Consider the following 21,607-nt stretch of genomic DNA (forward strand, 5'->3'; position numbering starts at 1 on the left):
GCGTTTGCCTCAACTCACCCAAGCGCAAGGGATCTCCATCCGCTACTCTATCCAGCCTGCTGCGGCGAGGCCAAGGGTTTCTGCCCCACTGCCGCCAGGGCTTGTTGCACTTGCGCTTCCAGCTCCGCCAGGGATCCGGAATTGTCCAGCACCACCTGGGCACGACGGGCCTTTTCCTCTAGGGGCCACTGGCTGGCCAGGCGAGCTTCAATTTCTGCTGGCGTCAGCAGGGGATCCCGCTGGGCCAGGCGCTGCCGCTGCTGCTCAGGGGTACAGGTTACCACCCAGATCTCGCTGACCCAGTTTTCCATGTGGGCCTCAAACAGCAGCGGGATCATCAGGCAAACGGTGGGAGAGCCGTCCTTTTGAGGATTTGCAGGCGGCGCAGAAGCTCCGTGGGACTCGAGAAACTCCCGCAGCCGCGCTTTGACAAAGGGGTGGATCTGGGCCTCCAACCAGGCCCGCTCGGAAGCATCGGCGAACACAATTTGCCCCAACCGCCGGCGATCCAGCTCTCCAGAGGGATCTAGAATGGCCGGGCCGTAGCGCTGCAGCACCCGCTTGCGGAGGGGAGATCCCACCGCAAGGGCCTGGCGGGCCATCTGGTCTGCATCGGCCACTGGGATCCCGTGCCGTTCCAAAATGCGGGCCACCGTGGATTTGCCAGTGGCTATGCCGCCCGTCAGGCCGATGATTCTCATGGTGGCTGAAGATCCCCCTCAAGGTGCAGCCATTTGGGCAGAGGGTGGGGAAAGGCAAGGTTCTGGCAAGAGGCTGTACTCAAAGCCTTCCACCAAGGCCCGGCAGGAGGCTTCGATGATGTTGGTGGAAACTCCCACCGTGGTCCAGCGGCGGTGGCCATCGCTAAACTCCACCAGCACCCGCGTTTTGGCTGAAGTGCCGGCCTGGCCATCCAGAATCCGCACCTTGTAGTCGGTCAGGTGAATGACCTCTAGTTGCGGGTAAAACTCCAGCAAGGCCTTACGCAGCGCCCCATCCAAAGCGGCCACTGGCCCATTCCCTTCCGCTGCCGTCACCCGCGTCTGCCCCCGCACGGCAATCTTCACCGCTGCTAAGGACTGCACCTCCGCTGCCTCACCACTGGGATCCCAGTTCCTGCTGCTCCAGTCGGAGCGGGTGGTGGCGCTGACATGGAAGCTGAGCACCTCAAAGGGCTGGGAGCGCTGCCCCAACAGGCTGCGCACCAGTAGCTCAAAGCTGGCCTCGGCCGCCTCAAACTGGTAGCCCTGCAGCTCCAGGGTTTTCAGCCGCTCTAGGATCAAGCGCGCCTGCGGATCCGACTTGTCCAGCCGGATCCCGAAGCCGGCCACCTTGCTGAGGATATTGCTGAGCCCCGCCTGTTCCGAAACCACGATGCGCCGGCAGTTGCCCACCTGCTCCGGGGCAATGTGCTCGTAGGTGAGGGGGTTTTTCTGGACAGCGCTAACGTGGATCCCGCCCTTGTGGGCAAAGGCCGACCGGCCCACAAAGGGGGCATGGTCATCGGGGGCCAGGTTGACCACCTCGCTAATGGCCCGGGAGATTTCTGTGAGGAGTTGCAGCTTGCCCTCAGGGAGACAGCGGTAGCCCAGCTTCAGTTGCAGGTTGGGGATGACGCTGCACAGGTCGGCATTGCCACAGCGCTCCCCATAGCCATTGATGGTGCCCTGCACCATGCGCGCTCCCGCCTGGACCGCCGCCAGGGCATTGGCCACAGCAGTGCCGGAGTCGTTGTGGGTGTGGATCCCGATGGGCAAATGCCCCAAGTGATGGGATTCTGCCAAAACGGCTGCAGTGATGGCGGCAATCTCGTGGGGCAGGGAGCCGCCGTTGGTATCGCAGAGAACCAGCCACTCCGCCCCTGCCTCGGCAGCCGCTACCAGGGTTTGCAGGGCGTAGTCGGGGTTGTGGCGGTAGGCATCAAACCAGTGCTCAGCATCGTAGATCACTCGGCGCCCCTGAGAGCACAAATAGGTGATGGTGTCGCGGATCATGGCCAGGTTTTCAGCCAAGGTGGTGCCCAGCCCTTCAGTAACATGCAGATCCCAGGACTTGCCGAACACCGTCACGTAGCGGGTGCCCGCTGCCAAGATGGCTTGCAGCAGGGGATCCTCAGCCGCCCGCCGCCCTGGTTTGCGGGTGGAGCAAAAGGCCACCAGCTCCGCCTGCTCCAGCGGCTCTTCCCGCATCTGCCAGAAAAACTGCACATCCTTGGGATTGGCCCCCGGCCAGCCGCCTTCGATGAAAGGGATCCCCAGGCGATCCAGCAGCTTGGCAATTTGCACCTTATCTTGCACCGACAGGGACAACCCCTCCCGCTGCGCCCCATCCCGCAGCGTCGTGTCGTAGAGGGTGATGGCAACTGGAGAATTGGCCTCAGTCTTCATACCGCATCAGCTTTTTGTAAAAGGCGGTGGTGAAATTGGGCGGCTGGCCCCGCTGCATTGCCGCTACCACATCGATGAGGTAGTCCACAAACTCATAGTTGGCTAGGGAGAGCTGATAGGTCAGATCTGGGTCTTGGTCGAAGATAACCTGCACCACCGTTAGGTCGGAGGGCAGAGGCAACACGGGCCAACTGGCCAAGAAAGGGACGGGCTTGTCTCCTTCAATGGGCCGCTGTCCCTCTAGGCTGCCCTTCTTGTAAAGGCCCACGGCTAGAGCCAGGTACTGCCGGCGGGCAAGGGCGTAGTAGGGCTGATAGAGGGCCACCTCTGGCGGGCTGGCCGGTTCAACCTGAAAAGTCATGGCAGGTCAGAAGGAGAGGCAGGGATCTCCCTGCCATCCAGCCTACCGCGTCGGTGGCCCACTGGCCTAGAGAGGGGCCTTGAAAGCCTTGGATAGTCAGGAAGCTCCAGGAAACAATAGACTAAGGAAACACCCCCTGCTTTCTGCTCTGGCCCAAACCTTACTGCCTGCCTAGCCTCATGCACGCACCTGTTGGCCCTGCCACCCTAGATCCCGCTTTGCGGCACAAGTTTCGGCAGCTTGTCCAAATCTTCGCCGACATGAAGCGGGTTGTAGTGGCCTACTCGGGAGGGATCGATAGCAGCCTGGTGGCCAAACTGGCCTGGGATCAGTTGGGGGAGCAGGCTCTGGCTGTCACCGCCGCTTCCCCGGCGCTTTTGCCCGAAGACCTGGAGGAGGCCAGCCGGCAAGCCCAATACATTGGCATTCGCCATCAGATCGTTGAGACGCAGGAGTTGCAGGATCCCCGCTATGCTGCCAACCCCCCGAACCGCTGCTACTTCTGCAAAAGTTACCTGTACACCACGCTGCTCCAGCTGGCTAAAACCCAGGGGTACGACTACGTGGCCGATGGCCTCAATGCCGACGATTTGGCGGACTACCGGCCAGGGGTGCAAGCCGCCCGGGAGCGTGGCGTGCGCTCCCCTTTGGCAGAGGTGGGGATGAGCAAACTGGAGGTGCGGCAGTTGTCTCGCCACTTGGGTCTGCCCTGGTGGGATAAGCCGGCCCAACCCTGCCTCAGTTCCCGCTTTCCCTATGGCGAGGTCATCACTGCCGAGAAACTGCGGCGGGTGGGATTGGCTGAGCGCTATCTGCGCAGCTTGGGCTGGCCTCAGGTGCGAGTGCGCTCGGAAAAAGATACTGCCCGCATTGAACTCCCCCCCCACCAGATCCGAGAGTTTGTGCAAAAAACCGATCTAGAAGCGCTGGTCAGGGCTCTGCAATCGTTTGGCTACCTCTACGTCAGTCTCGATTTGGAGGGCTACCGCAGTGGCAAGCTCAACCGCGCCCTCAACCCTCCCCAGCCTGGGAGTTTGAGCTGAAGCATGAAGGGGTTTTGGTGGCTCTGGCTTTGCTTGGGGGTGTTTGGTCTGGCCACGGCTGCTCCTGCCTCAGCCCAGAAAGGCCAGGTGGCAGCCGCCCAGCCTGTGGAGACAAGTACCCTCGCAGCCCTTGCGGATCGCACATTGCGGCTACGCGCCAACCGGCAAACCTTTGATCAGCGGGCCCAGGTTTTCTTGGCCGAAGGAAACGTTGAGATGCGGCTGGGCCGCTCTGTACTGCGGGCAGACCGCCTGCGCCTTGAGCTGCAGCAGCGGCGGGCGGTGGCCGAGGGCAATGTCTCAGTGGAGCTGGAGCAGCAGCGCCTCCAGGGATCCCGCCTGGAATACGACTTTGAGCAAGAGCGAGGAGTTCTAGAAGAAGCCTTTGGCCAGGTGGATCTTGGCCAGCTGCCGGCTGCCGGACTCTCCCCCCAGCGTCTGGTGCGCTTCCGGGCTGCTCGCATCCGCTTTGATGCCAACAGCTGGGAAGGGGAGCGGGTGCAGTTGACCAACGATCCCCTGGAGCCGCCGGAGCTGGAGATCCGCAGCCCACGGGTGACTTCCACCTTGCAGGCCGATGGCTCCAGCCTGTTGCTTGCTGAGGTGGGGCAGGTGGTTTTCGACCAGGTCTTTTTTTTGCCCCTGCCCCTGCGGCTGCGTTTTGACTCCTTGAAGCGCCAACCGCCCCTTAGCCTTTTCTACGATGACTTCGACCGAAAAGAGCTGCGGCGCGGTCTAATCCTGCAAGCCAACATTGAGCTGCTGCAGGATCCCCATCTCAGTTTGGTGTTCTCCCCGCAACTGTATCCCCAGCGCCTCTGGGGGAGCCTCCAAGGGATCCGCGACGGAGTTGGGCTGCGAGCGGAGTTGCGCTGGCAGCAGCCCCCTGCCCAAACCTCCCTGTTTGCCGAGCTGCGGGGGGTTGTCTTTGAGGAGTTTGCCCAGCGCCTGCGAGCCCAGCTCGAACATCGCGTTACCACCGGCAACGGCGGCCAGGTGACCTACACCTACGCCTACCGGGAGCGCTTCTTTAGCGGGCGCCTGGGGTTCCAGATCGTGGAGAATCGCTTTGGCGCTAGCTACAGTTCGCCCACCCTTCGCCTTGGCAACACCGGCTTGGATTTCCGCTACCGCCTAGCTGCCGATTACCTCGACGCCCTCGGACAGCTCGGCACCATCGACCCTGATCCCCAGCGGGCTTTGGCCAATACCAAGGAGCGCATCCAGCTTGCCCGTCTGCAGCTGGGGGCAACCCTAACTCGTTCTTTTCCCCTCTGGCGGCCCCCCAAGAGTGCAGCCGAGCCGCCGCCCCGCTTTTCCGCTTTGCCCGTGGAACAGGGGATCTGGCTCAACACTGGCCTCAGCAGCAGCCAGTCCTTCTACTCCAATGGCCGCACCCAAAGCTACACCGCCGGCAGCATTGGCCTGGAGGCGGTGATTGGGGCTTTTGTAGCAGATGCCTTTGACTACACCAACTTGAGGGTAACCTACTCCAATGGCTTTCTGGCCGGGGCCTCGCCGTTTTTGTTTGACCGCATCACCACCCGGGAGCAGCTGGTCTTGGGCTTTCTGCAGCAGCTGTATGGCCCGCTGCGAGTGGGGGCAGAGACGGCGCTGGATCTGCAGTCAGGCCAGCAAGTGGATATTACCTACCGCCTCAGCTATGACCGCCGCACCTATGGCCTTAGCTTGCAATACAATCCGCTGCGGCAGTCAGGAGCGCTAGAGCTACGGGTGGAAGGCCTGAACTGGGATCCCAGCGGCGACCCTCTGGAGCCTCGAGGAGCTTTGCTCCCAGAGTCTTGAGCAAGGAAAAAATGTAATTCTGGCTACTGCTATCTGGAGATTTTCTATAGCAACTGCGCCCCTCTGGGAAGGGATCCCTGGCTCAATCCAGCCTGTTCCCAAAAGGCATTTTAGAAATCGGAACCGTAAGAACAGAAGTCTTTTGGGACTTAGTTTTTGTTAATTGGGATCGCCGTATCGCAGGCTACTGCAATGATCCCCAGACGGTGCTAGCTTAGATGACAAGCTGAGCAAGGCAGGCTGGTGAGCTATTATGCAAACTCTCGATGCCATCCCCGCGAAAAAACAAGCAGAGCGAATAACCTGTAGCTATATCAATGCAACCAGCTCAATTCAGGTGGCTCGCATTACCAACATTGAAAACTGGTACTTTGAGCGGGTAGTTTTTCCTGGGCAGCGGCTGCTGTTTGAGGCGCTGCCAGGAGCCAAGCTGGAGATCCACACAGGCATGATGGCCAGCTCCATCCTGACAGACATCATCCCCTGCGAAAAGCTGCGTGTGAGAGAAACGGAGCCGGTGACGGTGGTTGGTTAAGCCTCCAGGCCACAGAGCAGAACTTAGGTCTTGTGGCTTTGCCGCCTCTCCTCTTTCCTGGCCGGGCGAGGGGAGGGCTTGGGTGGCAGGGGGATCTCGAGAAAACGGGCGCTCAGCCTCAGGGGGCTGGTCTCGCGCTGGGGCGGCGGCCACGGGATCCCGAGCCAGCGAGCCGTGAGCTCTAGCAGGCTGGGGGCGGCGCTGGCGTAGAAGGGGGCGGTGGTGGTGGGGTAGGGTAGAGATCCAGGCGTGGCGGACGGGGGGTGCTGACCCGGAAAGCCTCGGGGGGAGGTTGGGTTAGCGGCACATTGGGATCCCCGCATCCCAGCAGGCCCAGTCCGCTAGCTAGCAGGACGATGAGGGTTCTCTTCACCAAGGGCTTGAGCATAGCCAAACTAGCGGAAGGCCAGGGCACTGATCCGAGTTTGCAGATCTGCTTCCAGCGCCGAGAGTTGGCGGGCTATTGCGGCGTAGCGGTTAGCGGTCAAGTTTTTGGCAATAAATTGCTCGAGTAACTGCTGATCCCGGGAAACCACTTGACGAAAATACTGCTCCACGGAGGCCCCTGGGTTTTCCATCAAGGCTCTGCACATCTGCAAGGCCGTGATCAACTGAGCTCGTACCTGCAAAAGCAGCGACTGGATGTACTGCTTTTCTGCCTCGCTGAGTTGGCGAAAGTCTTGCCAATAACGGCCCTCCTCCAAAGACTGTTGCAGCTCCTGAACCCAGTGGTTGTATTCCTTAACCTTGCAGGCTAGGTCACTGGCAAACTCCATGATCTTGGCAGGGCTATTTAGGAGATGGGCCTCTTTCCAGCGCTGACGAATGCGCTGCAGGTTTTGCCGCAACTCCAGGAGAGCCCAGAGCAACCCCAGGAAAACTACTCCCAGCAACAAGACTGCCACTGCATAGAGCAGCCAATAGCCGGGATCGCGGGTTCCCAAGAGGATCACCAGAGCAATCACCAACAGGCAGAGGGCCAGCATGACCCAGAAACGCAGTTGTTGCTGTTGCAGACGCAAGTACTCCGCCCTCAAGCCAAAGGCCTCACAGCAAGCCTCCAGATCCGCCGCCAGGATCTGGTGAAACTCCTCTGCAGAGATCGGCTCAGCAGTGATCATTGAAGACCCTCCTGACCGAGGTGAGTGGACTCCAGTTCAGCTCCTCAGGATTAGTCTTGCCAATTGCGCGCCGCTTCCGTACTCTCTGGCAGGGGCTCCAGCACCTCGTTGGCCGGAACCACCATCAACCCATAGCCCCCCTCACGGCAAAAATCAACGATCTCCCGCGTGTCAAAGCGCTCGGTCACAGGTTTGGGCAACCCCTGCTGGGCCAACCTCTGGGCGTACTTTTTCGCCCCAAAGATGCTCTCAAAGGCAATGACAATGTCCTTGCCCCCAATTTGGCGGGTGCAGATCCCTTCCTGGCCATTGGCTCGGTACAGCAGCACAATCACCTGTGGGGGCAGGTCTTCTGCACTCGTCCAAGGCGAGACCGTCTCGGTCTGGGATCCGCCGCCCAACAGTACATCCCGGGCCTCATTTAGCCGTGCCAGTTGCGCCTCCAGCAGGGGCCTTTGGCGTTCGTCGTCCAGCTCAAGAAGAGCGCCAGTGAGAGCTTGGTATTCCCGGAACCATTTCCTCCGGATTTCCTGTTCGCTGGCATCTGGCGGCAGATTGAGCACTTGGAGGGCCTCAGTAGTGTCCATTGACCAGCTCTGCTCCCCTCGACTGTTCCCTATCATCGTCTAGACTAACCGCTCTGAGAAGCTGGGGAGAGGAACATGCTTGGCCCGCCCTGGCGCCGACAAAGCCCACCAAGACCGCCAGCCAAGGGTTTTCCAGCTAAAATCCACAGAAGCCCTGCCCTGTAAGCGCCAGCTCCAAAATTGGCTGGGCAGGGGTTGAGCTCAGAAGTGGCCATCCCTCTGCCCTCGGCTCGTAACCTGGCGCACTGACGGGTAGCAGCTGCCGCCAAGGCGGCCAAGCGGAATAACCCCACAGTCAAGCCATTGCTACCTCTGCTGCAAGGACTCCCCTCTGCCCGCCTCTTCTTGCAGACTCCCGCTGTCGGCCGGAAGCGCTTTGCAGGCTGCTTGGTAACCAGGCCCTACCCCCAAGTCCGCAACCCTAGTCAAGCGGCAAGGCGGAAAACGGCAGCAACGGCTGTCCAAGCGGGGGTGAGCCTTTGCATTGCCAAAGCTGTTGGGCGAAGAAACCTCTGGGGGAGGAGGAAGCATCTCCAGCCACACAGTAAGCTTGAAGCGGTGGGCCTTCTCTCAACGGAGGCAGCTTCTCCACTCCCACGGCAAAGATTGGCCACAAATGCCTACCTATCCACCCGGATCCCGGTCGGGTCCCTTGCCTGCCCACCAATCAAGGGCCTCTTTTCGCAAAGTCCCCTGGAGAGTTGTAGCTAGTAGGATCACGAGGCAAACTGAAGATGACTGGCTCGCTCTGCCCCTAGTCCCTTGGAAAGCCGAGTGGAGTCATGTTCCTGCTTATACATACATAGCCACCTGTCTCTGCCCAAGCCGCTCTGAGGATCCCTGGGATGGCCATTCTGACCAATCCGCCCACTCCCACCCTCTCGATCAACACCAAGCTGCGCGATCTGGCCCTGGTGGACTTTCAGGTGAACGAGTCCACCCCCTGCGAGAATGTGGTGCGCCGCCTGGAAGATGACCCCAGCCTTTCGGGGGTAGTCGTGTTGGATGAGCAATCGCAGGTAAGGGGGATGTTGACCCGCCGCGCCATTTTGGAGTGGATGCTGAGCAAGCCCTATGGCCTAGACGTGTTTTTGAAGCGGCCCATCAGCTCCTTGGTGGAGTTCCACGGGCAGGGCTTTTTGCTGCTCCCCGGCGACTGCGATGTCCTCGCGGCGGCCAGCCAGGCTTTCCAGCGGCCCCAGGAGACCATCTACGACCCGGTGGTGGTACAAGTTGGTCCCCAGGACTACCGCCTTTTGGACGTGCCGGTGCTGTTGGTGGCCCAGTCTCAGGTACATCTGGCTACGCAGCAGAAGCTGCGGGAACAGCAGGAGGAGATGCAACGGATCCTGGCCGAGCTGGAGCAGGAAAAAAACCGCAGCCTTCAGTACGCCCGCGATCTGGAGCGGCAAAAAGCCGAGATTCTCCGCCAAAACCTGGCTTTGGATCAGGAACGTCGGCAAGCGCAACAGCGCTCCGAGGAGCTGGCCCGCCTCAACGCCCGCATCATCGAGATCAGCTCGGTGCTCTCGGAGAAGGGCAAATCCGCCTTTGCCGCCACCTTTGCCGGAGTAGAGGCCGTGCGCCGCCTATTTCAGGAAATTGCCGACAGCAACCAGGAGCTCTCCCGCGAGCTCAAAGAAATCAACACCATCGTTGACTTGATCGTAGAGGTGGCGGGCTATATTCGCCTGCTCTCCTTTAACGCGGCTGTGGAGGCCAACCGCAGGGGTGGGGGCGGCGGTTTTGGTGCCATTGCCCAGGAGATTCGCAAATTAGCGGGGCGCACCACCGAAGCCAGCAACCGCATTCGCAGCTTGGCAGAGCGCATCCAACGCCAGAGTCAATCCACCCTGCAATCAGCCCAGGCCAGCGCCGAGATGGTGCAATCCCTTTACCAGCAGGCCCAGTCGGCCCAGGCGGCTCTGGAGGAGTTGCAAGCCCTCTTGGAGCGGGCCCAGGTTTAGTCCTTTTTGGGAGTGGTCTGGCCCTCGCGGATCTCGTAGGTGTAAAACTGCCCTGCTACCGTCAGAGTTTGGAAGTGGTAGGTGGGCAAGGAGATCCCCAGCGGGCCAAAGTTAAGCAACGACAAATCGGTGCTGTAGAGGCTGAAGAGGATGAAGTTTTGCCGGCGGGTCTGGCGCAGGAACAGCTCTGCCAACTCCGGTTGCAGCTCTTGGACAAGGGCGTGACATTCCTCAATGAGGGTGGGCAAAAAAGCCGCGAGCTGGGCGCAGTACTCCCGTGTAGCATAGGCAGCCAATTGTTCCCCTGCGTAGGCCCCGTACGCTTCCGGGGTGGGATTGGAGATGGCCAGAGCCAGTCCGGACAGCAAGCCCAGAACCTTCGCCATGGCAGCCTCCAAAACAAGATCCCGATCTTCCTCTGGGCTCAGATCCCTCCAGCCATTTCCCCAATCTAGATGCGCCCGTCAGCGGGCTAGGAAGTTAAGATGGGATCCCAGACCCGATGACTTCAGATAGCCTCTACAAACCCATGGAACTGGCCGATCTAAGACGCAGCCTAGAATCGCTCACCGCGCGCCTGAGCAGTGCTCAGGACTATCTTTGACCTGCCCCGCCTAGAGCAACAGATCGCCATTTTGGAGCAAGAGGCGGCGCAGCCGCAGTTTTGGAACGATACCGAGGCAGCCCGCCGCCATCTGCGGCAGCTCAACAGGCTCAAGGCCTCCTGGGATCAAGTTCACCGCTGGAAGGATTGCCTGGAAGATGCCGCCAGCGCCCTGGAGCTGCTGCAAGAGGATCCCGACCCGGAGCTGTTGGCGGAAGTGTCCGGATCCCTGGCGGCGGTGGAGCGGGAGCTCAGCCAATGGGAGCTGCAGCAACTGCTTTCCGGCCCCTACGACAAAAACGGGGCCATCCTCACCATCACCGCCGGCGCCGGAGGAACCGATGCCCAGGATTGGGCGGCAATGCTTCTAAGAATGTATACCCGCTGGGCGGAGAACCAGGGCTACAAGGTTACCCTTTCGGAGTACTCAGAAGGGGCAGAGGCTGGCATCAAGTCAGCCACTTTGCTGATTGAGGGGCCCTATGCCTACGGGTATCTTTCCGCTGAGAAGGGCAACCATCGCATGGAACGCATTAGCCCTTTCAACGCCAATGGCAAGCGCCAGACCAGCTTTGCTGGCGTGGAGGTCATGCCCATCCTGGAGGAAGAGAACGAGTTTGAGCTGCGGATGGAGGATCTGGAGTTCGAGACCTGCCGTTCGGGCGGGGCAGGGGGCCAGAACGTGAACAAGGTGGAAACGGCAGTGCGGGTTATCCACAAGCCCACTGGTATTGCCGTGCGCTGCAGCGAAGAGCGCTCCCAACTGCAAAACAAGGAGCGGGCCATCCAGATCCTGAAGGCGAAGCTAATTGAATTGGAAGAGGAGAAGCGCCGGCAAAAGCTAGCCGAGATCCGCGGCGAGATAGTGACCCAGGGTTTTGGGGGCCGGATTCGCACCTACACTTTTGATCCCTACAAATTAATCAAAGACCACCGGACTAACGCCGAAACCTACAATGTCGAGGCGTTTATGAATGGCGAGCCGGAGGAGCTGATGCGCTTTATCCAGGCCTACTTGCGGCAAGAGCATGCTAAACAGCAGCTTGCTGCCGTCTAGGACTGGCTGTAGCGCTCCCACACTGCCTGCATTAGAGCGGCCCGCTCCTGGGCGGAGAGCTTGACCAGGGCAAGGGGATCCCCTTCCTGGAAAAGCTCCCCCACTCCCCATCCTACGGCCCTAGGGTAGGCGCTTTTGGCTTGCAGGGATCCCGCCCAGGCTAGCCCATGCCAAGCGCCGATGGGGGTTTCCAGGGCCGAGGAGAACACTAGATCCAGCCCCGGGTGTTGGCTGAGGTAGTCCCTGAGGGCAAGACCCGACCCAATTAAAGAGGGTTTGACCACCAGGATCCCTTGCCAGCCGGAGCGGTGGACAGCTTGCAACTGCTCTAGGCTGGCCACCGACTCATCTAGGGCAATGGGGGTTTGAAACTCGCGGCTCAGTTGGATTAAGTCAGCGTACTGCTCTGGCGGCAAAGGCTGCTCGAAAAACTCAATCTTGCCCGGGTACTCCCGATTGAGCCGGTCGCAGGCAGCCAGCCACTGCCGCGCCTCTGCTAGGGTCAAGCCGCCATTGGCATCCAGACGCAGCCGGGCTCCCGCCGGCAACTGCTCCAGCCAGCTTTCCAGCTTTTTCCACTCCGTTGCGAAGGGATCCACTCCTACCTTGCCCTTGTAGACTGGGTAGGAACCTGGGGGGGGAGCCTTCCCCAAAAAACCACAAAAGGAAAGGCCGGAGAGATCCCTAGTCAGCCAGCCAGGATCCCGACAGGCCAACCAGGCGCATTCCAGCCCAAAGCGAGTGGCGGCCAGCGTTGCCGGGATCTCCTTAATCTGCGCCTCTGAGAGCTTGGCCGGCAACTGGCGACAGAAGGCCAGAGCCTGCTCAAAGGTCTCACTGCCAAACCAAGGAATAGGGGCTATCTCCCCGTAGCCCTGCTGACCTGTCTCCAGATCCGTCAGGCGGACGAGGATTCCTTTGCGCACTGACCACCAGCCATAACGGGTGCGCAAGGGCTGCTGGAAAGGTCGCCAATAGCAGCAAACTTCAAGGCGGGCCAGCAAGCGATCCTCCCCCAAAGGTAACCGAGAGCCAGCTTACGGGTAGCAGAGCTGGGGTAGTTCACCGCCAGGCCTTTAAGCTAAAGCGAAGGTTTCTCCAGGTACCACCCATGAAGGAGCGCACTCCAGAGAGGCGAAGACGCTTGGAGGAGGTTCTAAGGCGCAGGCAGCCGGACCTCACGGTGCTTTTAGAAAACGTCCACAAACCCCATAATCTTTCTGCCATCCTGCGCACCTGCGATGCTGTAGGGGTGCTAGGGGTCCACGCCGTGAACCCCACGGAGGGGGTGCCCACTTTCAACGAGACCAGCAGCGGCAGCCACAAGTGGGTCTATTTAAAGATTCACCCCTCCACGGAGGAGGCCTTCCAGCACCTTCGAGAAAAAGGCTTCCAAATCTACGCCACTGCCTTAAAGGAGGGGGCCCGCAACTACCGCGAGGTGGACTACACCAACCCCACCGCCATCGTCTTTGGAGCCGAGAAGTGGGGGGTTTCCGAGCGGGCCTTGGCCCTAGCTGATGCGCTTATCCATATCCCCATGCTGGGCATGGTGCAGAGCCTAAACGTCTCGGTGGCAGCAGCAGTGATTCTCTTTGAGGCTCAAAGACAAAGGCTCCAAGCAGGGCTTTACGATACACCGCGCCTGGATCCCGAACTGTACCAGCAGATTTTGGAGGACTGGCTTATGAAGTAGTTTTCTAGAGCGAAACCCAAGCAGGGCAAGGCAGGCCAGACCCATCTGCAGCAGGTCAGGCGAGAGAGGCGCTGACCAAGGGTGTGGCTACCGCTTTGGCGGGCAAACACGGTCAGGATGGGGAGGTTGGTGGTTTAATGTTAAAGACTAGCCCCATTTTCCAGCAACAGTTGCCCCCTATGCCTGAGACCTTCCTCTACAACGCTTTGCGTGCCGCCCTTGACGAAGAAATGGCCCGGGATCCCAACGTCTTTGTTTTGGGAGAGGATGTGGGCCACTATGGCGGCTCCTACAAAGTCACCAAAGACCTATACCGCAAGTACGGGGAGATGCGCCTGCTGGACACCCCCATTTGTGAAAACAGCTTCACCGGCCTAGCCATTGGGGCGGCAATGACCGGCTTGCGCCCCGTGGTGGAAGGGATGAACATGGGCTTTCTGCTGCTGGCTTTTAACCAAATTGCCAACAATGCCGGCATGCTGCGCTACACTTCCGGCGGTAACTTCAAGATTCCAATTGTCATCCGCGGGCCGGGCGGCGTGGGCCGGCAGTTGGGGGCTGAGCACTCGCAGCGGCTGGAGGCCTACTTTCAGGCGGTGCCGGGGCTAAAGATCGTTGCCTGTTCCACTCCCTACAACGCCAAGGGTCTGCTCAAGTCGGCCATCCGCGACGACAATCCCGTTCTCTTTTTTGAGCATGTTCTTCTCTACAACGTGAAGGGGGAGGTGCCAGAGGAGGAGTACCTTTTGCCCCTGGATAAAGCAGAAGTTGTCCGTCCTGGATCCGACGTTACCCTCCTTACCTACTCGCGCATGCGCTACCACGTGCTCAAAGCCGTGGAGACCTTGGTGGAGCAGGAGATCGATCCTGAGGTGATTGATTTGATCTCCCTCAAGCCGTTGGATATGGAGACCATTGCAGCTTCGGTGCGCAAAACGCACCGAGTGGTCATTGTGGAGGAAGATGTGAAAACTGGTGGCATCGGAGCAGAGGTAACTGCTCGCATTATGGAAGAACTCTTTGACGAGTTGGATGCGCCGGTGGTGCGCCTGGCTTCCCAAGACATTCCCACTCCCTACAACGGCACTTTGGAAGCAGCCACCATTGTGCAGCCAGAAGACATTGTGGCAGCCGTGGAGCGGCTGCTCTACGCTTAAAACCCTGGCCAAATAGCGCCTTGCTAAGATTTCCATGGCAGGGATCCCGGTCTATGCAAGGCGTACTACTGATCCTCTACATGCTGTTTATCAGCGGCCTGATTGCCGTAGTTGGGGATCGGGTAGGGCATCGCATTGGCAAAAAGCGCCTCACCTGGTTTAACCTGCGCCCTCGCCACACGGCCGTCTTGGTAGCTGTGATGACGGGGGTAAGCATCTCAGCCCTAACCTTGGGCACGCTGCTGCTTCTCAACCGCTCCCTTTCCGAAGCCCTTTTTAGCTATACCAACCAAATTGCTCGGGCTAGGCAGGAGCTGCAGGCCCTCAATCGCCAAAAAGCTTGGCTGGAGACCGAGAATGCTGCCCTTAGAGCCGAGCGGGATCGCCTCAGGCTAGATCTTGAGCAATTTCGCAGCCAGCAGTCGGCAGCCCAAACCCGCCTGAGTGCAGTTCGGGAGCAACTGGCTGCAGCGCTGCAAGCGCGCCAAGAGGCCGAGGCCAAGTTGGCGGCAGCCCAAGAGCAACTGGCCCAGGTGCAGCCCAGGCTGGAGCGGGCCCAGGCAGAGCTGGCGGCAGTCAAGAAAGAGGTGGAACTGGCGCGGCAAACCATCGCCACCCTGGAGTCGCAAAAGCGGACTTTGCAACTGGATCGGGATCAACTGGAGCGCTCCCTGGAGGCGGCCCAGGCAGCCCTAAACCAACTGGAGACCCAGAAAAACCAGCTTGAGCGCGAAATTGCCCAGCTCAACCAGTTGGCAGTGCGACTGCGGCGGGGGGAGCTAGCCATCTTGGCTGGCGAAGTCTTAGCTACAGGGGTAGTCCAGACTCCTGTAGGGGCAAAGCCAGAGGCCATCCGGCAGCAGTTTGAGCAACTGTTGGCCCAGGCGGAACAGCGGGCCCTGGCCCTGGGATCCCAGCCGGTGCCCCCTCTGGAAAACACCATCCTCCTCCGCCGCGAGGATGCAGAGCGAGCTTTGGAAAAGCTGCAAGAACCCGGCAGCTGGGCAGTGCGCATCCTCTCTCTTACCAACCGGCTCAAGGGTGAGCCTGTGCCCGTGCTGGTGCAGATTTACCCCAACCAGCGCCTTTTTGCCAAGGGATCCGTGCTGGCCCAAGGAGTGATCCAGCCGGGCTTGAGCGAAAATGAAATCCAGCAGCGGCTGCTGGAGCTGCTAAACGAGGCCAATCAGCGCTCCCAAGAAAAAGGTCTCCTTGCTGATCCCATCACCGGCACCGTTGGGGAGTTCTCCCAGGTCAGGTTCTTGGAGGTGGTGCAGCAGCTGCGCCAAAGCACCACCCCTTTGGATGTAAAGCTAGTGGCCGACGCCGACATCTACACGGCAGGACCGCTGCGGGTGAGTTTTCTCATGGCGCAGGCCTCCAGCCAACACGGCCCCGCTCCAGCTCAGCTAAGAGGGCGCAGGGAGGGATAGGGGATCAAGGCTATGGAGCGGGTGCTAGTGGGTTTTGACCCAGGGCGGGACAAATGCGGCCTTGCGGTTGTGCAAACCCAGCCAGCCTGGCAAGTTTTGCATCGGGAGGTGGTTCCTGCCGGGGAGGCCCTGCCCAGGTTGGGGGCTCTTTGGCAGCAGTTTGGAGCCGAGCGGCTGATCCTCGGCAATCAGACAACGGCGCGGCAGTGGAAGGCTCAACTGGAGTCGCTCCTCCTACCGCAGCAGATCGTTGTTGTGGACGAACGCCACAGCTCAGAAGAAGCCCGGCGGCGCTACTGGGAGGTTTACCAGCCGCGGGGGTGGCAGCGCCTGCTGCCCAAGGGGCTGCGGGTGCCGGACAAGGCCTACGATGATCTAGTGGCCTTGATTCTGGTGGAGCGGTACTGGCGTGGGCAAGCAGCAGCTAAGCCGGCGTGAATTCCTCTACCTGGCTGCTCTGGCAGTGGCCGGCTGTGGCGGGCCTGGCGTCCCTTTGCCCCTCATCCTCGCCCTCAAGCAGGGGATCCCTCTCAGCTTAGTCAACGAATTCCGCCGCCGCACCCAGGTCCGCTTTCGCTTGCAGCTGGTGGATGAGCGAAGCCAGTTGTTGGCTTACCTGCGCCAAAGCCTCCAGGCGTCCCAGCCGTCCTGGTGGCGGCTCGGCCAACGACTGCCAGTACCAGCTCTTAGCCTGCTGGGGGCCGACGCTTTGGATTGGGCTCTGGCTGCCGGCTGGCTGGATCCCTTGCCGCCCAGCCTCTTGGGGGGGCGCTGGCAGCAGTTGGATCCCCGTTGGCAGGCGGCAGCCCTGCGGGAGGGGCAGGTCTGGGGTGTGCCCTGGCGCTGGGGGGTGACGGCCATCGCCTACCGCCGCGACCGCGTCAGCAAGCCCATTGAGGATTGGGCTGACCTATGGCGGCCTGACTTAGCTGGCAAGATTACGCTGCCGGATCACCCGCGGGAGGTGATTGGGCTGACCCTGAAAAAGATGGGCCGCTCCTACAACGATCCCCTTGACCCGGAAGAGGCGGAGCTGCGACGGGAGCTGGGCTCCTTGCACCGCCAAGTTTTGGCCTATACCTCCGCTGACTACTTGCCCATGTTGCGCCTGGCCGATAGCTGGGTAGCGGTGGGCTGGTCGCAAGATCTCTACGCTACCCAGGCCAGCTACCCCGAGTTGGAGGTGGTGATCCCGGCTTCGGGATCCGCCGTCTGGTGGGATGTCTGGGTGCAGCCCCGCGCTGCCGAGCCCCTCCTCCTGCCCCTAGAGAAGCAGAGGGAGCTGGAATCCCTGCGGGCCAAGTGGATTGACTTTGTCCTCAATCCCGAGTTCGCCCCTCGCCTTGTCAATTTGAGCGGGATCCCTTCGGTTTTGCCTCTGGATTGGGATCAACTTTCCTGGCGGCTGCGCCGCCGGCCTGACTTTCACCCCTCCACCTGGGAACAGGCCGAGATCTGGCGGCCCCTAAGCTTAGCTGAAGCCGAGTCCTACCTCCGCCTTTGGGATCAGATGCGGCGCGGTCTCCTGTAGGAATTGGGAGAGCTTCCCCGAGGGAGGAAGGAGTCTACTTGCCCTTTTTGCTCTTTTTGTCCGACTTGGGCTTGGCCTGGTCTGGCTGTTTCAGCTGCAAGCTGGCAGATTCAGCTTCCAGATCCAACCTCTCCTCGGCAGTAGAGGCCGCCTCTGGCGCGGTTTTGGCTTCAGCTGCCCTAGAAGAGGGCGCTGCCGTTTCTCCAGAGGCCTCCAGGAGCCCAGAGCCCTTTGCTGTCTCCAGCTCGGCCTCTGCCACCGACCCAGATCCAGCCCTGAGGGGTAGAGCGGGTGCCTCGGTGGGATGGCCCTCGCTATCGACCCAGTTAACGGTGGTGTGCGACTTCAACCAGGCCATCACCTTGCGGGTGAGCAGATTTTCGTAGACGACTTGGCGTACCCCCTCCCGATCCAACTTTTGGCCCTGCTGGGCATAGGCCTTCATTACCTCTTCTACTTCTACTTCCAATTCGGTGGGGCCGACGGCAATTTGCTCTTGCCGAGCAATAGCGCTGAGGGCAAGGGCACGGCGCAGTCGGTCGATGGCCGCGGGCCGGTGGCGTTCCCTCAGTTGGTTGAGAGTTTCAGGCGGCAGTTGGGCCAGGAACTTGCGCATTTCTCCCGGTTTAGCCCCTGCCTGCTGCTGTAGGGACTGCAGGTCTTGGGCTAGCAGTTGCGTGGTTTCTTGCTCAACAAGGCTCTCGGGCAGATCCACCTCGGTAGCTGCCAAAATGGCCTTGAGGATGGCCGCCTCGAGGTTTTCTTCAGATTGTCTTAGGGCATCTTGCTCAAGGCGCTTTTGCAGGTGTTCCCGCAGCTCGGCTACTGTCTGGAAATTGCTGACCTCCTGTACAAAAGCATCGTCTAACTCTGGCAGCTCTTTGGTTTTAATCTCCTTGAGGCAGACAGTAAAGGTAACCGTTTTCCCAGCCAGCTCTGCTCTAAAGTAATCCTCGGGCAGGGTGGCAGTGATCTCCTTAGTCTCGTCGAGCTGCATGCCAACAACGCCTGCCACAAAACCAGGAATGAAGTTTTCCTCCTGCAGCTCCAGCTGCAAGTCTTGAGCGGCAATTTCCTTGAGGGGATTGCCCTCAGCGTCACGGGCTTGGAAATCAATCACCACCACATCTCCCAACTGGGCAGGCCGATCCTCCACAGGCAAGAGAGTAGCCCGTTGATCCCGCAACTGGTCGATAAGCCGGTCAACTTCCTCAGGCTTGATGTCAACCCGGGTTGCCGTGACGGTTAGCCCTTTGTACTGCCCAAGACGAACCTCAGGGTACACTTCCACATACCCCGAGAAGCTGAAGTCGGCTTCTGGGTTGAAGCGATCCAGAAGTTGCTTCACCTCTTCATCCAGCTCAAACTGGCCGATGGGGTTGACTTGAGCCTCCTGGAGGGCCTCCTGGATAGCTTCGTGGATGAGGTTATCGATAGCACTGGCAATAATCCGCTCGCGGCCCACCTGGCGCACTACCAGGTTGCGCGGAGCCTTGCCCTTGCGAAACCCTGGAATTTGAATGTTCCGCTCCAGCTGGCGCAGAGTTTTTTCGTAGGAGCGCTTAACCCGGTCAGCTTCCACCACAATCTTGAAGCCAACCCGGCTACCAGGGCGTTTTTCTTGGGTAACCTGCATAGGTGCTAGTGAGAAAGGCAAGCAGAAGCTTAATTGTACCGCATGGGCGGCCTAGGCAGGGGATCCCTCGGTGGTAACTTCCTTAACGTCCTGCAGGTCTTCCTGGGGCTCAGCCCGCTTACTGGGGGGCAGTTGCTTAACTTTGGCTTCCAGCTCCACCACCATTTCCTTGAGCTCGCTAATGGTGACTTCCTTCTCTTGCAGTTGCCGATTTTTCTCGCGGGCTTCGAGGCTAAATTGCAGCCGCATCCAAAGGCTATAGACCCAGGCCAAAGCAGCCCCGATCCCGGCAGAAGCCAAAAGCTCAATCACCAACGGGCTCTCGATGCTAACGCCGGGGGCAAAGGTAATCACTACCGGGCTAGCGTTTTGCATGGCAAAGAAGGCAACACCCAGGAGGGCCAAGAAGAAGACGATGTAGTTAAACAGACGCATCCTTTTCTCCTCGGGAGGTATCCACAACGGCTTGCCAGCATCAGAATACCCGTAAAGGGGGGTGCCAGAGGTGACCTACTTCAAAAGAACCAACCGTAGCTGTGTAAGCCTTTGCCCAAAAAGTTCACTCCTAGGTAACACACCCAAACCACCCCAAAGCCCAAGCTGGCCAGGAGGGCGGGACGCTTGCCCTGCCAGCCCTTGCTGATGCGGGCGTGCAAGTAGGCAGCAAAAACCAACCAGGTAATCAAGGCCCAGGTTTCTTTGGGATCCCAGCTCCAGTAGGTGCCCCAGGCCTCGTTGGCCCAAACAGCGCCGGCAATGATGCCAATGGTAAGTAGCGGAAACCCCAATCCAATGAAGCGGTAGCTAGTGTTGTCCAAGATCTCAGCCAGACTCAATTGTTGGGGAGGGATCCCTTCGGGGGTCGGCGAGGGAGGAAGTTTAGCGGCGGACAGAGAAGAGCGGCTCCCGGCAAGTTCCCAGCTGGAGGAAGAAACAGCGGCTTCCGTGAGCTCTGGCTGACTTGCAGGTCGGGGCGGTCGAAATTGTAGGCCGAGGGAGTTGCCCTTGAGCTGCACCTCCTGTCCACGCGTGAGGATGAGAAAAGCCATGGCCAACAGGGATCCCACCAAGAGGGCTGCGTAGGCCAGGAGCATGACGGTAACATGCATCATCAGCCAGTTGGACTGCAGAGCCGGCACTAGCGGCTGAGCTGCCTGCATATCCTCCGGCAGGGCCAAGGCGGCAAAGGCGACAATACCCGTTGCTAGTGGGGCAGTCATCACCCCCACCCAGCGGCGGCGGGTCCAATGGAGAGCCAGCAAGTGCAAGGCAGTGATCCCCCAGGCCAAGAAAAACAAAGACTCGTACAAATTGCTCAAAGGGAAGTAGCCGGCGTCGATCCAGCGAGCCGTTAGCAGAGCGGCTATTGTCAAGTTGGTCCCCACCATCCCTGCTAAGCCCAGTTCGGCCAAAAGTGGCACTTGGGGAAATGCCGCTCCACCCCAGTAAAAGAGCATGGCTCCCAAACAAATGGCAAAGGCGAGGTTGTTGAGGAGAGCTTGCCACTGAGTGAGATCCAGGCCCGCGAGGGCTATTGTCGCTGCCACTGGCGTCATAGATGACCTCAAAGCTTTTCCTGACAGGAGCAAACCTGCCGATCCCATTCTAGGGCGGCGGGGGAGGGGATCCTCCCCGAAGGACACATCCTGGTAATGTTGTGAGGATGGCTTGTCTGCGGCTTGGCAAGTGTGGGATGTGAAGCTCATGCAAGGACGCGCGGGAAATGCCAGCTTGAAAGCACGGGGAGTGGGATGGTGGATGGCGCTGTTGACAGCTTTGCTGCTGGTTGCCTGTGGGAGATCTGCGCCTAAACAACCCCAGGAACCCCAGCTACCTCAGGTTGAGCAAGTGCCGGCGCCACCAGAAATTGCCAAGCTGGATGCCTACTTGCAGCACTATCGTCCGCAGGTGCAGATCCTTAGCCCCCAACCTGGCGAGATCTTGCCGGAGCGCCAGGTTACGGTTCGCTTGGCGGTACGGGGGTACCCAATTTTCAAAGATCCGCAGCTGGGTCTTGGTCCCCACTTGCATGTGGTTCTGGACAATCGCCCCTACATTTCCCACTACGATGCGGAGGCTCCCCTTGTTTTCAAGGACTTGGAGCCGGGATCCCATACTCTGCGAGTGTTTGCCGTCAAGCCCTGGCACGAGAGCTTTAAAAACTCCGAGGCCTACGCCCAAGTCAGCTTCCATGTGCTAGCGCCTACGCCGGAGTACGTGCCGCAGCCGCAGTTGCCACTACTCACCTACAGCTCTCCCAGCGGCAGCTACGGAGCTGAGCCGATTCTGGTCGATTTTTGGCTGGCCAATGCCCCGGTGCGGGAGAGCTTGCTGGCCGACCTCCCCCGTGACTGGCGCATCCGCTACACCCTCAACGGTCAGTCCGGCCTGCTGGATCGCTGGGAGGCTTTTTACCTGAAGGGTTGGAAGCCTGGCCGCAACGTGATAGTAGTTGAGCTGGTCGATAGCAAAGGGGATCCCATCCGCAATGTGTTTAACAGTGCCGCCCGCGAAATCACCTACAGCCCCGGCGGCCAAGATACCCTCTCCCAGCTGGTTCGGGGAGAGTTGAAAGCAGAAGAAGCCCTAGCTATCCTGCAGCCTCAGCCCACCCCTACACCGACTCCTACTCCTACACCGACTCCAACGCCTACGCCAACTCCAACTCCAACACCCACCCCTACAC

General features: G+C 60.0%; 21 protein-coding genes and 1 pseudogene. 11 read left to right on the forward strand and 11 right to left on the reverse strand.

Features of this window, described 5'->3' with window-relative positions; all coding sequences use genetic code 11:
* Positions 1 to 47: 47 nt before the first annotated feature.
* From coaE to ebsA, 3 genes are read right to left on the reverse strand one after another with little or no spacing between them, the layout of a single operon-like run.
* Positions 48 to 701 (reverse strand): dephospho-CoA kinase, encoded by a 654-nt coding sequence (gene coaE, locus NW827_RS02360; RefSeq protein ID WP_414403719.1) that lies wholly within the window; start codon positions 699 to 701, stop codon positions 48 to 50.
* A gap of 18 nt (positions 702 to 719) precedes the next feature.
* On the reverse strand, positions 720 to 2,387 hold the full coding sequence (gene cimA / locus NW827_RS02365; RefSeq protein WP_414403720.1) for a citramalate synthase: 1,668 nt from the start codon (positions 2,385 to 2,387) through the stop codon (positions 720 to 722).
* Entirely contained in the window at positions 2,377 to 2,748 is a 372-nt protein-coding gene (gene ebsA / locus NW827_RS02370) for a type IV pilus biogenesis protein EbsA (RefSeq protein WP_414361670.1), read from the reverse strand. Before ebsA ends, cimA begins: the two co-directional genes overlap by 11 nt.
* Positions 2,749 to 2,927: 179 nt before the next feature.
* Here ebsA and larE point away from each other — a divergent pair, with 179 nt between their 5' ends.
* From larE to NW827_RS02385, 3 genes are all read left to right on the forward strand, one after another.
* Positions 2,928 to 3,791, forward strand: coding sequence for an ATP-dependent sacrificial sulfur transferase LarE (gene larE / locus NW827_RS02375; RefSeq protein ID WP_414403721.1), 864 nt, complete (start codon positions 2,928 to 2,930; stop codon positions 3,789 to 3,791).
* Positions 3,792 to 3,794: 3 nt separating this feature from the next.
* Complete coding sequence (locus tag NW827_RS02380; protein WP_414503300.1) at positions 3,795 to 5,597, forward strand: DUF3769 domain-containing protein; 1,803 nt, start codon at positions 3,795 to 3,797, stop codon at positions 5,595 to 5,597.
* 253 nt (positions 5,598 to 5,850) lie between these two features.
* A complete protein-coding gene (locus tag NW827_RS02385; protein ID WP_414361666.1) occupies positions 5,851 to 6,132 on the forward strand; it encodes a DUF1830 domain-containing protein in 282 nt (93 codons plus the stop codon).
* A 181-nt stretch (positions 6,133 to 6,313) separates the two neighbouring features.
* Here NW827_RS02385 and NW827_RS02390 read toward each other — a convergent pair whose 3' ends face one another.
* The 3 genes from NW827_RS02390 to NW827_RS02400 are packed head-to-tail and all read right to left on the reverse strand — an operon-like array spanning position 6,314 to position 7,840.
* Entirely contained in the window at positions 6,314 to 6,520 is a 207-nt protein-coding gene (locus NW827_RS02390) for a hypothetical protein (protein WP_414503301.1), read from the reverse strand.
* Between the two features lie 7 nt (positions 6,521 to 6,527).
* Positions 6,528 to 7,253, reverse strand: a complete 726-nt coding sequence (locus tag NW827_RS02395) for a hypothetical protein (RefSeq protein WP_414503302.1) — start codon at positions 7,251 to 7,253, stop codon at positions 6,528 to 6,530.
* A 50-nt stretch (positions 7,254 to 7,303) separates the two neighbouring features.
* Positions 7,304 to 7,840 (reverse strand): DUF3110 domain-containing protein, encoded by a 537-nt coding sequence (locus tag NW827_RS02400; RefSeq protein ID WP_414404414.1) that lies wholly within the window; start codon positions 7,838 to 7,840, stop codon positions 7,304 to 7,306.
* An 845-nt stretch (positions 7,841 to 8,685) separates the two neighbouring features.
* On the opposite strand from NW827_RS02400, the gene NW827_RS02405 reads away from it, so the two are divergent.
* Positions 8,686 to 9,807 carry a methyl-accepting chemotaxis protein gene (locus NW827_RS02405; protein ID WP_414503303.1) on the forward strand — a complete coding sequence of 374 codons (1,122 nt, stop codon included), beginning with the start codon at positions 8,686 to 8,688 and terminating at the stop codon, positions 9,805 to 9,807.
* Here the strand turns inward: NW827_RS02405 and NW827_RS02410 are convergent.
* A complete protein-coding gene (locus NW827_RS02410) occupies positions 9,804 to 10,193 on the reverse strand; it encodes a DUF4359 domain-containing protein (protein WP_414404416.1) in 390 nt (129 codons plus the stop codon). The two genes, NW827_RS02405 and NW827_RS02410, sit on opposite strands and share 4 nt — an antisense overlap.
* Before the next feature lie 143 nt (positions 10,194 to 10,336).
* Between NW827_RS02410 and prfB the strand changes: the two genes are divergently transcribed.
* A protein-coding gene (gene prfB / locus NW827_RS02415; protein WP_414361813.1) for a peptide chain release factor 2 occupies positions 10,337 to 11,468 on the forward strand; the annotation gives its coding sequence in 2 pieces (ribosomal slippage) (positions 10,337 to 10,408 and positions 10,410 to 11,468; 1,131 coding nt in all).
* Here the strand turns inward: prfB and NW827_RS02420 are convergent.
* Entirely contained in the window at positions 11,465 to 12,472 is a 1,008-nt protein-coding gene (locus tag NW827_RS02420) for an o-succinylbenzoate synthase (RefSeq protein WP_414361656.1), read from the reverse strand. The two genes, prfB and NW827_RS02420, sit on opposite strands and share 4 nt — an antisense overlap.
* 107 nt (positions 12,473 to 12,579) lie before the next feature.
* Between NW827_RS02420 and trmH the strand changes: the two genes are divergently transcribed.
* The 5 genes from trmH (at position 12,580) to NW827_RS02445 (ending at position 17,285) form a co-directional block, all read left to right on the forward strand.
* Positions 12,580 to 13,164, forward strand: coding sequence for a tRNA (guanosine(18)-2'-O)-methyltransferase TrmH (gene trmH / locus NW827_RS02425; RefSeq protein WP_414361654.1), 585 nt, complete (start codon positions 12,580 to 12,582; stop codon positions 13,162 to 13,164).
* A 179-nt stretch (positions 13,165 to 13,343) separates the two neighbouring features.
* Complete coding sequence (locus tag NW827_RS02430) at positions 13,344 to 14,321, forward strand: alpha-ketoacid dehydrogenase subunit beta (protein ID WP_414361652.1); 978 nt, start codon at positions 13,344 to 13,346, stop codon at positions 14,319 to 14,321.
* Positions 14,322 to 14,374: 53 nt separating this feature from the next.
* Positions 14,375 to 15,754: a DUF3084 domain-containing protein gene (locus tag NW827_RS02435; RefSeq protein WP_414503304.1), complete on the forward strand. Its 1,380-nt coding sequence runs from the start codon at positions 14,375 to 14,377 to the stop codon at positions 15,752 to 15,754.
* Between the two features lie 12 nt (positions 15,755 to 15,766).
* Positions 15,767 to 16,192 (forward strand): resolvase, encoded by a 426-nt coding sequence (locus NW827_RS02440; protein WP_414361648.1) that lies wholly within the window; start codon positions 15,767 to 15,769, stop codon positions 16,190 to 16,192.
* Positions 16,164 to 17,285 carry an extracellular solute-binding protein gene (locus NW827_RS02445; protein WP_414404420.1) on the forward strand — a complete coding sequence of 374 codons (1,122 nt, stop codon included), beginning with the start codon at positions 16,164 to 16,166 and terminating at the stop codon, positions 17,283 to 17,285. The genes NW827_RS02440 and NW827_RS02445 overlap by 29 nt, the downstream gene beginning before the upstream one ends.
* Before the next feature lie 34 nt (positions 17,286 to 17,319).
* Here the strand turns inward: NW827_RS02445 and tig are convergent, their stop codons facing one another.
* The 3 genes from tig to ccsB form a co-directional block, all read right to left on the reverse strand.
* Positions 17,320 to 18,921 carry a trigger factor gene (gene tig, locus NW827_RS02450; RefSeq protein WP_414404421.1) on the reverse strand — a complete coding sequence of 534 codons (1,602 nt, stop codon included), beginning with the start codon at positions 18,919 to 18,921 and terminating at the stop codon, positions 17,320 to 17,322.
* 51 nt (positions 18,922 to 18,972) lie between these two features.
* Positions 18,973 to 19,356, reverse strand: a complete 384-nt coding sequence (locus NW827_RS02455) for a LapA family protein (RefSeq protein WP_414361642.1) — start codon at positions 19,354 to 19,356, stop codon at positions 18,973 to 18,975.
* Positions 19,357 to 19,436: 80 nt separating this feature from the next.
* Entirely contained in the window at positions 19,437 to 20,441 is a 1,005-nt protein-coding gene (ccsB, locus tag NW827_RS02460) for a c-type cytochrome biogenesis protein CcsB (RefSeq protein ID WP_414361812.1), read from the reverse strand.
* Between the two features lie 238 nt (positions 20,442 to 20,679).
* Between ccsB and NW827_RS02465 the strand changes: the two are divergent.
* Positions 20,680 to 21,607, forward strand: a pseudogene (locus tag NW827_RS02465) (hypothetical protein); the annotation flags it as partial.

Source organism: Synechococcus sp. H70.1, from assembly GCF_047502705.1.
Lineage (GTDB): Bacteria > Cyanobacteriota > Cyanobacteriia > Thermostichales > Thermostichaceae > Thermostichus.